This window comes from uncultured Sphingomonas sp. (assembly GCF_937859915.1).
Classification (GTDB): Bacteria; Pseudomonadota; Alphaproteobacteria; order Sphingomonadales; family Sphingomonadaceae; genus Solisphingomonas.
This window is the reverse complement of the sequence record NZ_CALMAW010000070.1, coordinates 1-12,185: the sequence shown is the minus strand read 5'-3', so window position 1 is coordinate 12,185 and position 12,185 is coordinate 1. Positions and strand designations below refer to the sequence as shown.

The window sequence follows — 12,185 nt, the reverse complement described above, 5'->3', positions numbered from 1 at the left end:
AGACCCTGCAGGCCGCTTACGCCGTCACGCCCGACACGTGGTCGCAGATTGCCGGCGTCGGCACGGTCACCGACTTCCGGGTCGCGAACCGCTACCTGCGCGGCACCTTCGGCGCGCTCGACAACGTCAACGAGGCCGGCGAGTTCAAGAACAAGCCGATCCCCGATGGCGCCAAGCAGACGATCCAGGCAGGCACCAAGGGCAACATCATTAACCTGTCCCGCCAGGCCATCATCAACGATGATATGGGCGTTTTCTCGGATCTCGCGACCGACCTTGGCCGCGCCGCGAAGCTGACGATCGAGATCGACTTCTACGCGCTGCTCAATTCGAACCCGGTCATGTTCGACGGACAGCCGCTTTTCTCGGCGGCGCACGGAAACATCGCGGCGACCGCCGGCCCTCCGGGCGTGGCGTTGTTCGATGCGGCCCGTGTCCAGATGGCGCAGCAGAAGGACGTGTCGGGCAACGAGTTCCTCGAAATCCGGCCCGACACCTGGCTGGGCCCGCTCGGCCTGGGCGGTCTCACCCGAGTGATCATCGGCAGCCCCTACGATCCGGATGCGGTCAGCAAGCTGCAGCGCCCGAACATGGTGCAGGGTCTCGTCAAGAACATCGTCGATACGCCGCGGCTGACCGGTGCTGCGTGGTACATGTTCGCCGACAAGGATCTGGCGCCGGCGATCGAGGTCGTCTTCCTCAACGGCGTCCAGGAGCCCTTCCTCGACAACGAGCTGGGCTGGCGCGTGGACGGCACCGAATGGAAGGTGCGCCTCGATTACGGCGTTGGCGCGGTCAACTGGCGCTCGGCGATCAAGAACGCCGGCCAGTAAGCGCCGCCTCTATCATCTGAACCTTCGGGCGGGGCGGCATACGCCGTCCCGTCTTTTTCGGGAGACATCCTGTGAAGCACATCAGCCTTCGCCAGCACGCCTACGTCAACGGCGTGCTCCGCAGCCCCTCCGAGGGCATCGTCAAGCTGGAGGACGAGGAGGCACAGCGCCTGTTCGACGCCGAGCTGGCCGACGACGTCAGCGCCGACTTCCCCGACGAAGACGGTCCGGCTTCGAAGGTCACCGTCAAGCCCTCCGACCTCAAAGCGGCCTAATCGGCCCGGCCCATAGGAGAATATATCATGGCCAAGAATTTCGTTCAGCCGGGTGATACGGTCACGATGATCGCACCCCGCAATGTCAACCCCGGCGACGGCGTGCTCGTCGGTGCCCTGTTCGGCATCGCGCTTGCCACCGCTGTGGCAGGCGCCAATGTCGAGACCAAGACGAAGGGCGTCTGGGATCAGGCCAAAGCGGCCGGCGCCGTCACCCAAGGGCAGAAGCTCTATTGGGACAATGCCGCATTCAACGTGACGACCACGGCCGCCGGTAACACGATCATCGGCGTGGCGACGCAGGCGGCCGCGTCGGCAGATGCGACTGCCCGCGTTAAGCTCAACGAAGCCGTCCCGGCGTGAGCGATCCGTTCGCGACGGCGCTCGCCGCGCTTTTTAGTGCAGCGGGCGCCGTCGCGGCGGAATACGAGGTTGCGGACACGGGCGACATTCTCGAGATCAGCGTCATCTGGTCGCAGGGCACAGATGACGGCGGCACGCGCCGCGATCGGCTGGCGGTAGACGTCAACACCTTCGACGTACAGCGCACCGACGTGCTGTTTCCGGCCAGGGGCGACATGATCACCGTTGCCGACCGCGTGACCGGCGACATCCTCACCTTCAAGATCAACGGCGCGGCCGTGCTCGACGTCGAAGGCGTCACATGGACATGCCCGACCGAACCGGTTGATGCCGATTAACGTCAGCATCTCGGGCCTGACCGAGGCGATCGGCGCGGCCGAGGGCCAGATCGCGACGATCACGACGACCGCCATGCGCGGCGCGACCGACACGCTGAAGCAGACGCTTCGCGATCAGATCCGCGACGCTGGCATGGGCAATCGTCTCGCGAACACGTGGCGAGCCGACACCTATCCCGATGGCCGCAATTCTCTCAATCCGGCGGGCTATGCATGGTCGAATGCGCCGGACATCATCGACGCCTTTGCGCGCGGCGCCACGATCACGCCACTCGCCGGCAAGAATTACCTGTGGCTGCCAACCAAATCGGTGCCGCGCGCCGGCGGGCGATCATCGTCGAAGTCGATGACGCCCGACCAGGTCCTAGAGACCTTCGGCGCCACCGAGTTCGTCATCAAGAAGGGCAAGGGTGGTGGTCTGCTCGCCTTCATCGTCGAAGGGCGAGGCCAGACGAAGCGCGGTGCGGTGAAGCGGGTTCGCAAGGGCCGGCTCGCACACGGCGATAGCGGCCAGCTCGTCCTGATGTTCGTGCTGAAGCCGAGCATCAGGCTGCCGAAGAAGCTCGACCTGCAAGCGGCGGGCGATGCTGGTGCAGCCGATTTCGTGCAACGCCTCGAAGAGGGTTTGGCCTGATGTCGAAGCGTCTGGAGGTCCTCGTCGCGGTCAAGGCGATGCTCACCGCGGCGCTGCCGGGGGTGGACGTCCAAGGCCTCGACGGCGCCGACGCGGCGCCAGAGCGGATCGGCAACAACGGCAGGGCCTATATTGAGGCCGGCGATCCAGGCCGGCCCGAGATCGACCTCTGTCCGGTGACCTATTACTATCAGCATCAGATACCGGTCACGCTCGACGCGCCAGCACGCGGCAACCTGAGCGCCGAGCAGGCGGTCGATGCGATGACGGACCAGATCTCGGCCGCCATCGTGGCGGACCGCTTCCTAGGCGGCCTCGTCGACTATCTCGACGCGGGGGCGCCTCCCGCGAACGACGATTACACCGCCGGCTCCGCCATCATCGGCAGCGCCTCCGTGGTGATCATCGCTTCCTACTCGACCCCACACCCCCTTTAAGGAGACACCATTATGGGACGGGCAATCGGCTCCAATGCCAAGATCGCTGGCGTCTTCGAGGCGACGCCGGGCGTCACTCCCAACGCCGGCTTCTTCTCGATCCCGCTGGCCAGTCACACGATGGGTGAAGAGCGGCCACTGATCGCGTCTGATCTGCTCGGCCTCGGTCGCGAGCCGCAGGATCCAATCTCCGACGTCGCGACGAATGTCGGCGACATGGTCGTGCCGGTCGACGTCCGCAATTTCGGTCGTTGGCTGAAGCTCGCGTTCGGCGCCCCGACAGAGGCGAGCGGCACGGGCGGGGAGGAGGTTCACACCTTCGCGTCGGGCGCGGCGGCGCTTCCCAGCATGTCGATCGAGATCGGCGCCCCCGAGGTTCCCGCGTTCTCGGTCAACTATGGGGCGCGGCTCAACCAGCTCAAGATCGGCATGACCCGCAGCGGGCTGCTCAACGCGACGTGCAGCCTGATCGCGATCGGCGAGACCGCACCAGTCGCCGCGACCGTCATGCCTGCGCCGACGGTCCTGCCGGTGCTTCGGTTCGCGCAGGCGACGGGCTCGATCCTGAAGGACGGCGTGGCACTGGCATCGGTCACCGCGGCCGACCTCAGCTTCTCGAACAACCTTGATCCGGTGGAGACGATCAAGGCGGACGGCCGCATCGAGGATAGCGACCCCGGCATGGTCATGGCCTCCGGCTCACTGACGGTCCGCTTCCGCGATACGGTGCTGATGGCAGCGGCTTCGTCGGGCACGCCGTGCGAGCTCGATTTCGGTTGGACCAACGGACCGCACAGCCTGCTCTTCAGGCTGCCGCGCGTGTTCCTGCCGCCGGCCAAGCGCCCCATTCAGGGCCCCAAGGGCATCACTGCCCAGTTCAACTGGCAGGCGTCGGGCGCGCTTGCCGCCAGCATGACGGCCATTCTGACGAACGACGTGGCCTCCTATGCGTAAGCTGGGCGTCCTTCCGTCTGGCTGGCTCGGCACTATCGTCAGCGACGATGCCGCCGATCCCCGCCCATTTCTCGTGCCGGGCGTCCGTGTCCGGTTCGACCCCGTCAGCCGCAAGGCGGTCCGCGATGCGCGCGCCGCATGCGCGGCGGTGCTGCAGGAAGCCGAGGGCGACTTCCAGGAGGCCAGCGATGCGCTGACCCGTGAGATGGTCCGTCACGGTATCGCGGAATGGGAGGGCGTCGGCGACGTCGAGGGCGAGATCGCGCCAGTGAACGCCGAGACCATAGCGCTGTTCATCGCCGACACGGATCTGTGTGAGGCAGCCGAAGCGGTCTACGTCCAGCCCTGGCTGTTGCGGGACACGGAAAAAAACGGGTCCGCCGCCTCCTCGCTTGGCACTTCGGGGGCGGAGACGGCGGTGAGCGATACTGCGACCACGCCTGCCAATGGCGCGAAAACGGTCGATGCCAGCCCGACCCCGAAGGCGAAACCGAAGAAGCGCGGCAAGGCTGCATCTACGTCGCCAGCGAGCTGACCAGCGAAGAGGCTGATGGCGTTTTCGACGTCCTGAGCGGCTGCGGTTCGCAGCTGCGCGTCGCCGGTCTCGGCGGCACGCCGTTCGCACTGGATTACGGTGCTGTGATGCTCGTCGGCCAGGCGCGCGAAGTCGACATCGCGATGCTGGCCGAAGTGCTGCCCGACGCTGAGCGGGCGATCCTGTCGGCGGTGTCCGATCCATCCGGTAGCGAGGGAGGGTAACGATGGTCAGCAGCGTTTCCATCCGCCTCGGCACGACCGGCAAGGCGGATGTCCAGGCGGATTTCGCATCTATCGCCGACAGTGGTGACGCGTCCGCCAAGCGGCTCGCAGCGTCCTACCAGCGGGCCGGGCAGGACATTGAGGCAGCGACCAAGCGCCAAGCGGACGCGGCGGCAAAGATCAGTGCGATCATGCCGAGCTCAACGCAGGCGACGGTCAACGCCAGCGTCGGCACCGGCTACAACGGTGCGCAGAATGCCAATGCGGCGCAGTTCACCGCCTTGCTCGCGCAACAGGAGCAGCAGGTCGAGCGGGTCAAGGCCGCGATCGATCCTCTTTACACGTCGCAGAAGCGCTATGACGCGGAGATCGCCGCGGCTGGTGGCCTCCTGAAGACTGGCGCGATTAGCGAGGCAGAGCACGCTGCTGCGGTTGCGGTGTCCGGTCGCGCGCTTCAGGAGGCCAAGAACGCCGTCGAGGGCCATACCAGTGCCCTCGGTCTTAACCGTGCCCAGGTCATCACCGGACAGTCGGCGCTGCTGCGCTTCACCGACGCCGTCATATCCGGACGCAACCCGCTAACCGCCTTCGCGCTCGAGGCGCACAAGGGCGTCGAAGTCCTATCGATGGACGAAGGCGGCATGGCCGGCGGCCTCGCCAAGGTCGCCGCTTTCTGCAACCCGGTGACCATCGGCATCGCGGCGATCACGGCAGTTGTAGCGATCGGCGCGATTTCCTGGATCCACTACGCCGACGAGATGGCGAAGCTCGACACGGTCGCCGCCGGCGCAGGCGCCGCGATCGGCGCGACCGGTGCTCAGCTCGAGGCAAATGCACAGGCCGTCAGTCGCAATGGCGTTCTCACCGTCGGCGCGGCCCGAGACATTGAGGTCGGCTACGTCAAGATGGGGGGCATCGGGACGGGCGTCCTTCAGGGGCTGACGTCGCTCACCGCTGATTTCGCTGCGGCGACCGGCACGGATGCCAAGGCCGCGCAGGAGACGCTCGGCAAAGCCTTCCAGGATCCGATCAAGGGAGCCGAAGAGCTTGCCGGCCGCTACGGATCGCTCACGCAAGCGCAGATCGAGTCGCTCAAAAAGACCCAGGAGGAGAACGGTCTTTACGCGGCTCAGGCTGAGCTGCTTCGCGATCTCAATCCGGCATTCGACGGCGCGGCGAAGCATGCCGAAGGCTTCGCGCGCGTGTTCGACGAGATCAAGGCTTCGGTCTCCGGCGCATGGGAGAAGCTCAACCAGTTCATCGCCGGCGCCAATGCCGCGACTCCGCTCGCTCAGAAGCTCACCGAGTTGCAGGAAAAGCGGGCGCAGGCGGCGGCCACCCCATTCGGCGGCTTCATGGTCAAGCAGCTCGATACGCAGATCGCGGACACGCAGAAGGCAATCGCCGATCAGCAGAAGGCGAACACCGCGGCAGCGAGTAAGTTTGCGCAGGGCGGGCTAGACGCAGGAAGCGGCTATACCGGCTATGATCAGAAGAAGCAGCTGGAGGACCAGCGCGACAAGATCGCGGACGGGCTGCGCAACGGCAAATATGCGCCCGATGAGCTTCAAGGGCAGCGCGAGGCGCTCGAAGCCTACACGCGCGCAATCAACACCTATCTCGGTCCGGCCGAGAAGAAGCGTCAGCTCGATCTCGCGGATGTTGCGGTAGCCCAGGCCCGGGCCAAGCGTGATCCTGCTGCCCTGGCGGCCGCCAGCGCGAACCGCGAACGGATCGAGCAGTCCGGTCAGGTCGCGACGAATGCCGATGTCCAGGCGGACGCGATGGCCAAAGGCGAGCGCGCCCGTGCGCGGCTTGATGGCGCTGCCGATAAGCACGCGGCGACGCTGGCGCGCGAGTCGGCCGCGATGGAGGCCAACACCCGAGCCGCCATGGATGCGGCGCAGGCTTACCTGACCGGCGGCGCGGCATCCGGCGAGGAAGCCGAGGCGCGCCGCAAAGCTGTCACCGACGCGACCAAGAAGGGCACGAACGTCGACGACGCCGTGCGCCGTCAGATCGCGAACAGCGGCGCAGACGCCGAGCTTGCCGGCGCGAAGGCGATCTCGTCGCTGCTCCAGGAGACATCGGCACGCGCGGCCGTAAACGACCAGGTCGACAAGGGCGTGATCTCCGTCGACGACATGTCGCGCGCGCTTGGCGACGAGCAGGCGCTTCGTTCGCTGACCGTTGCGCAGACGCTGGCGCAAAAGAAGGGGCTGACTGAGCTCTATTCGGCGATCACCGCGGAGATCGAGAAATACAAATCGGCTTTGACGGAGTCGCATGACGCCGAGGATGAAGGCGCGTTCCTGAAGTCGCTTGATGCCGTGGCCGACCGTATCAAGGCCGCCCGCCTTGCCGGCCAGTATGCCGGCGACACGAGCGGCGACTTCGACCGGGCAAAGTCGCTCGCGGCGACGAACAAGCAGGCCGATGTCGGGCATTTCACGTCAGAGCAGCGCGCGACGAATAATGCTCAGGGCGTTATCGCCACAAACGAGGATCTGGATGCGAAGCGGCGCGGGTCAGCAGACGATGCCGTCCGCGCCTCGAACGACAACCTTGCGATCACCCAGGCCCAGCTCGGTATGGTCGGCAAGTCGGCCGATGCTCAGCAGCTGATCGTTGACAAGCTCAAGCTCCAGCAGTCGCTCGCAATCTCGCTAGGCGATCAATATCAGCAGTATGCACCAGCGATCCTCGCCGCGGCATCGGCGGCCGACGTCGGCGCACAGCATCTGAAGCAAGCCCAGGCGACGATGAGCGAGCTTCAGAGCGCTGGCGACAAGTTCATCGACGACCTCACCAACCCCAAGGGTGACGGCATCAAGAACCTGCTGAAAGACATCGAGCAGGAGATGCTTAAGCTCGCGGCGATCAACCCGCTCAAGAATATGCTGCTTGGCGAAAACAATCCGACGCTCGGCTCCTTGGCGGCCCTGAAGGGCGGGAGCGGTGGCGGTGGGATCGGCGGCATATTCGGCAAGCTGAGCGGCTTCCTTGGCCTCGGCGGCGGCCCGAAAGTGGACGTCGCCAGCAACGAGGCCGGCGCCAACTCGGCGATCGCCAGCATCTTGGGCTCGCTGCACGGCTTCGCGTCGGGAACCGAGTCCGCCGCCGCAGGCCCGGCCTGGGTCGGCGAACAGGGGCCCGAGCTGGTCAACCTTCCGCAGGGCGCCAAGGTCACCAACGCGGCCGACACCCGCCGCCTGATGAGTGCGGCGAATGATCCGTCTCACATCAAGGTCTCGATCGAGACGAACGATGCAATGTTCAGCGCGAAGGTGTCGAGCATCTCCGGTGCGCACGTCGAGGCGGCGGCGCCCGGCATCCGCAGCGGCGCGGTGAGCGACGTGAAAGAGCACTACGCCCGGCAGGGCCGCTACGGCCTGGGCCAGAGGTAAGGCGCATGTCGATCGAGCTTCCGCAGCCACGGCTACCACAGACCGCCACGCCTCGATTTCTTGATTTCGGAGGCATGCTCACGCCATCTGGCGGTGGCGTCGCACAACAGCTGATCCGCCCGGGCCGCTTCGCGCTGGTCGTTACCTATCCGAGGTTGAAGCCCGGGCCCGACGGCCGGATCCTCATGTCGTATATCCGGCAAGCCAAGCTTGAAGGTGCGCTATTTCCGATCCCCGAGCCCGGCTTGCCAGTCATCAACTACGGGACCCCCGAGATAAACGGGATCTCGCAGACCGGATCGAACATCGAGCTCAAAGGCTTCACGCCGAGCATCACGCTTCTGAACGGCAGATGGTTCTCGATCATCTTCGGCGGTCGGCGGTATCTGCATCACGCGGCCGCTGACACCCCCGTTGGGTCCGATGGCACCTGCCTGCTGCCGATATTCCCGATGCTGCGCATATCGCCCAACGACAGCGCGACCTGCGAGTTCGCCAAGCCCTATATCGAGGGCGCGCTCGGCGGGAGCACGGTCGACGTCGAGCTGGCGATCGCGAAGGCAACGCCGGCCGCCATCACGATCACCGAGATCGCCTGATGACGAGCTTTTCGCCAGCGAACGATCAAGCGCTTGCGCAGCCGATCGCGATGGTCGTCGGCGTCTGCAAGATTGTCCTGCCCGATCGCACACTTCGCCTCCTCGACACGTCGGCCGTAGCAAATATTCCGGGCGACGGCCTTTATGAGGGGTCCGACGCGACATTCGGATCCCTGTCCGATCTCGCCGACTTCACAGATGGCGCGGTTGACCAGGCGCCCGGTTTCAAGCTGACCTTCGCGCCGGCGAGCGATGCAGCGGCGATCGCTCTCTCGTCGCCAGCCATGCAGGGATCGGCCGTCTCGCTATCGCTCGGCATCCTAGTCCCGGCTACCGGCCTGTTCGTCGATACCCCCGAGCTGATCCTGGCGGGGCAGATCGATTATCCGACGCTTCGTGGCGGCGATAATAGTCGGCTTCTTGATCTCGAAATCACGGCCGACACCGAGATGTTCTTCCGGGGCGATGACGGCGTCCGGCTGTCCGACGCCTATCATCAATATCTCTTTCCAGGCGAGACCGGGCTCAGCTCGGTCACCGGCGTGCTTCACCAAATTTGGTGGGGCCAGTCACCACTTTCGGGGGTCACGCGATGAAAACTCCCTCGCATGAGATGGTCCGCAGGGTCGCCGCGGCTCAAAAGACGCTTGACCGGTTCATGGGTCAGCCCTTCGGCTGGGGCACGGCAGATTGCAGCCGCATGGTCGCATTCCACCTGCGCCAGATGGGCTTCAAGCCGGCACTCGCCCGCTTCGGATCGTACAAGACCGCGATCGGCGCGCGCGCGGCGTTGAAGCGTGCCGGCTTCGAGACGCTAGGCGATGTCCTGGACGCGATGTGCTTGGTGCGCATTCCGCCTGCCGCAGCGATCGTTGGCGATATCGTGCAGGGTGACAGTGGCGAGCCGCTCGGCGCGCTCGGCATCTACCTCGGGAACGGTGCCATGCTCGGCTTTCACGAAGACGCCCCGGGCGCCACCACGATCCGGCGCCTGTCGCTGTCCGACGCCTGGAGCGTTGCGTGAGCAAGTTCATCCGGACTGCCGGCGAGATCATCGCGGTCGCGGTGGCTGTGGCCGCGGCGATCCCGACTGGTGGCGCTTCCGCTGCCGCTGGCGCGACCTTGCTATCGTCCGCGCTTGGCGTGTCGGCTGCGACGGCTTCGGCGATCGCTGCCGGCGTCTCCGTTTCGATCACCGCCCTAGAGGCGCTGACGGCCAAGAAGCCGACCCAAGTCGGCAATCCGATGGATTGGAAGTCTGATCCGAACGCCGGCATCCCGCACGTCGCCGGCCGCATGTATACCGCCGGTCAGATCATTTACCGGAACACCTGGGGCAAGGATAACGTCTACGAGACGATCCAGACGGTTTATTCGACGGGTCCGATCAAGGGGTTTGAGAACCTTTATGTCGACGGCGTCGTCACATCTGTCAGCGGCACGATCGTCAACATCAACGACCGCGGCAAGATGGCTGCATCGACGCAGCTTGGCGCGCAGCCTGAGGCCAGGCAGCTCGGCGATCTTGGGCCGCCCAATTTCACCGCGCAGTCGAGGATGTCCGGCCTCGCCGCCTCGTCGATTTCGTTCACCTATGACACGAAGGGTGGCCACACCTTCACGACGGAGCCTCAGACCGGCTATGTCGTCCTCGGCACGCCGGTCTACGATCCTCGCCAGGACTCGACATATCCGGGCGGCAACGGCGCGCAGCGGTCGAACGACGAGACGACCTGGAGCTTCACGGGCTACGACAATCCCGGCCTAAAGGCGCTCTCCTACCTGATCGGATACCGGCAGAAGGGCAACGTCGTGATTGGCGTCGGCCTGCCGATCTCGGCGATCCGGGTCGACCAGCTGGTCGAGATGGCGAACGTCTGCGATGCCAATGGCTGGAAGATGGGCGGCGTCATCATGTCCACCGATGATCGGTGGACGATGTATGGCCAGATCCTGCAAGCGGGCGGCGCGGTGCCCACGCGTAGCGGCACGCGCACCGGCTGCATCGTCAACACGCCCAAGGTAAGCTTGGCGACGTTCGAGCGCGACGACATCATCGGCGACTGGAGCATCCAGGGCTCGACCTCGCGCCGCAGCCGCATCAACGCGATCGTGCCCAGCTACATGGCCGAGCAGAGCGTCGTCGGCGAAACGTCGGACGCGAATAGCAATACCGTGCTCCAGACGACCGTCACTTGGGGTATGGCTGCCGCCGGCATCATCATTGTCGACGACTATGTAACGTTCGATGGCGGCCAGCGGCAGAAGGCGGTGTCTTACCCCTTCGTCACCGGCCACACGACCACGAACGACAATCTGGCACCCGCCCAGGTCGCGCAGCTCGCGCGCTACGACATCGAGAACAGCCGCGAGTTCGGCCCGATCGCGATGACCATGAAGCCGCGCTGGATGGGCTACCAGGCGGGCGACGTCATCACCGGCGGCGCGAGCACGACCGAGATGGGCTTGGTCGGCCAGGACATCATGCTCCTACAGCGGTCGTTCAGCCCGGCGAACATGACGGTCTCGATGACTGCGCGGAGCGAGACGAAGGCCAAGCACGCCTTCGCGCTTGGGCAGACGACGACCCCGCCACCGACGCCAGCGCTGAGCGGTCCGCCGCTGATCCCGGTCCCGGGTGCGGATGCGTGGGCGCTGACCGCAGGCGAGCTGACCTCGGATAATGGCTCAACCAGCGCTGCCCTGTTTCTCAACGGCACGTCGGACAGCAACTCGATCGACGCCGTCGTCGTCGAGATGCGGGTCTCAACGGGCGAGCAGGCTGCAGCGGACGATTGGGAGGGTGTCACCACTCTCGCGGCGAGTTTCTCTGGCCAGCTGACGATCACAAGCGTGAAAGATCAGACTGCCTATCAGGTCGCGGTCTCTTATCGGAAGGGCGTCGGCACCGGGACGCGCCTGATCCTGGGCCCCGCATCCGCCGGGCAGACGGCGGTGCCGTGGACCGCCGGCGTCGTCGGTACGGGCAAGCCGGAGGACAACGCTACCGTCGGCGCGCCGGCGGGCACCTCGGTCAACGGCGTGCCGGTCGAGCAGGTCACCGTCTCGATCGATAGCCTCACGACCAAGGTGCAGGACCTGGTCGCGACCTATGGCGATACCGAAAGCGCGGGCGCGGCGGCGAGCGCGGCCCAAGCAGCGGAAAGCGCGGCTCAAGCGGCTCAGACGAATGCGGGCACGGCGCGCGATCAGGCTCAGGCGGCCTTCACCGCCGCCGACGCTGCGCGCCAGACGGCCGCTGCGTCCGCCAGCTCGGCTTCGACCTACGCCGATGGCGCGGCGTCTGATATGAACGCGGCCGGGGCCTCGGCCTCGGCAGCGCACCAAAGCGAAGTCAACGCCGGCTTGGCCGCGACGCAGGCGGCAGGATCGGCAAGCGGCGCGGCGTCGAGCGCCTCAAGCGCTGCGGCGTCGCAGACCGCTGCCGGGCAGTCCGCATCGGCCGCGAACACGAGCGCGACCAACGCCGCGACCAGCGCCGGCCAGGCATCAACCTTCGCCGGCAACGCGTCGACGTCGGCGAGCAACGCCAGCACCAGCGCCACAAACGCGAGCGGCTCGGCAA

13 protein-coding genes are annotated in these 12,185 nt (G+C 65.9%); all 13 read left to right on the top strand.

What is annotated here, in order from left to right; all coding sequences use genetic code 11:
• A partial coding sequence (locus Q0326_RS09615; RefSeq protein WP_298689586.1) for a Mu-like prophage major head subunit gpT family protein occupies positions 1-833 on the top strand: 833 nt, incomplete at its 5' end.
• Between the two features lie 71 nt (positions 834-904).
• Positions 905-1,108 (top strand): hypothetical protein, encoded by a 204-nt coding sequence (locus tag Q0326_RS09610; protein ID WP_298689583.1) that lies wholly within the window; start codon positions 905-907, stop codon positions 1,106-1,108.
• A 27-nt stretch (positions 1,109-1,135) separates the two neighbouring features.
• Complete coding sequence (locus Q0326_RS09605; protein ID WP_298689581.1) at positions 1,136-1,471, top strand: DUF2190 family protein; 336 nt, start codon at positions 1,136-1,138, stop codon at positions 1,469-1,471.
• Positions 1,468-1,809, top strand: a complete 342-nt coding sequence (locus tag Q0326_RS09600) for a hypothetical protein (RefSeq protein WP_298689579.1) — start codon at positions 1,468-1,470, stop codon at positions 1,807-1,809. Before Q0326_RS09605 ends, Q0326_RS09600 begins: the two co-directional genes overlap by 4 nt.
• Positions 1,799-2,443, top strand: a complete 645-nt coding sequence (locus Q0326_RS09595) for a DUF6441 family protein (RefSeq protein ID WP_298689577.1) — start codon at positions 1,799-1,801, stop codon at positions 2,441-2,443. The genes Q0326_RS09600 and Q0326_RS09595 overlap by 11 nt, the downstream gene beginning before the upstream one ends.
• A complete protein-coding gene (locus tag Q0326_RS09590) occupies positions 2,443-2,880 on the top strand; it encodes a hypothetical protein (protein ID WP_298689575.1) in 438 nt (145 codons plus the stop codon). The genes Q0326_RS09595 and Q0326_RS09590 overlap by 1 nt, the downstream gene beginning before the upstream one ends.
• 12 nt (positions 2,881-2,892) lie before the next feature.
• The gene (locus Q0326_RS09585) at positions 2,893-3,834 is read left to right on the top strand and encodes a phage tail tube protein (protein ID WP_298689573.1); all 942 of its coding nucleotides are present in this window, start codon (positions 2,893-2,895) and stop codon (positions 3,832-3,834) included.
• Entirely contained in the window at positions 3,827-4,369 is a 543-nt protein-coding gene (locus Q0326_RS09580) for a hypothetical protein (protein WP_298689571.1), read from the top strand. Before Q0326_RS09585 ends, Q0326_RS09580 begins: the two co-directional genes overlap by 8 nt.
• A gap of 226 nt (positions 4,370-4,595) precedes the next feature.
• The gene (locus tag Q0326_RS09575; RefSeq protein ID WP_298689569.1) at positions 4,596-8,000 is read left to right on the top strand and encodes a phage tail length tape measure family protein; all 3,405 of its coding nucleotides are present in this window, start codon (positions 4,596-4,598) and stop codon (positions 7,998-8,000) included.
• Positions 8,001-8,005: 5 nt separating this feature from the next.
• The gene (locus tag Q0326_RS09570) at positions 8,006-8,599 is read left to right on the top strand and encodes a hypothetical protein (protein WP_298689567.1); all 594 of its coding nucleotides are present in this window, start codon (positions 8,006-8,008) and stop codon (positions 8,597-8,599) included.
• A gap of 50 nt (positions 8,600-8,649) precedes the next feature.
• A complete protein-coding gene (locus Q0326_RS09565) occupies positions 8,650-9,195 on the top strand; it encodes a hypothetical protein (protein WP_298689565.1) in 546 nt (181 codons plus the stop codon).
• Positions 9,196-9,257: 62 nt separating this feature from the next.
• Entirely contained in the window at positions 9,258-9,623 is a 366-nt protein-coding gene (locus Q0326_RS09560) for a hypothetical protein (protein ID WP_298689563.1), read from the top strand.
• A partial coding sequence (locus tag Q0326_RS09555; protein WP_298689562.1) for a hypothetical protein occupies positions 9,620-12,185 on the top strand: 2,566 nt, incomplete at its 3' end. The genes Q0326_RS09560 and Q0326_RS09555, both read left to right, overlap by 4 nt.

What these genes read in the sequence shown, in the direction of transcription:
- Q0326_RS09605 (WP_298689581.1), top strand. Translation starts at nt 1,136, where the DNA reads ATGGCCAAGAATTTCGTTCAGCCGGGTGATACGGTCACGATGATCGCA.
- Q0326_RS09595 (WP_298689577.1), top strand. Translation starts at nt 1,799, where the DNA reads ATGCCGATTAACGTCAGCATCTCGGGCCTGACCGAGGCGATCGGCGCG.
- Q0326_RS09590 (WP_298689575.1), top strand. Translation starts at nt 2,443, where the DNA reads ATGTCGAAGCGTCTGGAGGTCCTCGTCGCGGTCAAGGCGATGCTCACC.
- Q0326_RS09585 (WP_298689573.1), top strand. Translation starts at nt 2,893, where the DNA reads ATGGGACGGGCAATCGGCTCCAATGCCAAGATCGCTGGCGTCTTCGAG.
- Q0326_RS09580 (WP_298689571.1), top strand. Translation starts at nt 3,827, where the DNA reads ATGCGTAAGCTGGGCGTCCTTCCGTCTGGCTGGCTCGGCACTATCGTC.
- Q0326_RS09575 (WP_298689569.1), top strand. Translation starts at nt 4,596, where the DNA reads ATGGTCAGCAGCGTTTCCATCCGCCTCGGCACGACCGGCAAGGCGGAT.
- Q0326_RS09570 (WP_298689567.1), top strand. Translation starts at nt 8,006, where the DNA reads ATGTCGATCGAGCTTCCGCAGCCACGGCTACCACAGACCGCCACGCCT.
- Q0326_RS09565 (WP_298689565.1), top strand. Translation starts at nt 8,650, where the DNA reads ATGGTCGTCGGCGTCTGCAAGATTGTCCTGCCCGATCGCACACTTCGC.
- Q0326_RS09560 (WP_298689563.1), top strand. Translation starts at nt 9,258, where the DNA reads ATGGGTCAGCCCTTCGGCTGGGGCACGGCAGATTGCAGCCGCATGGTC.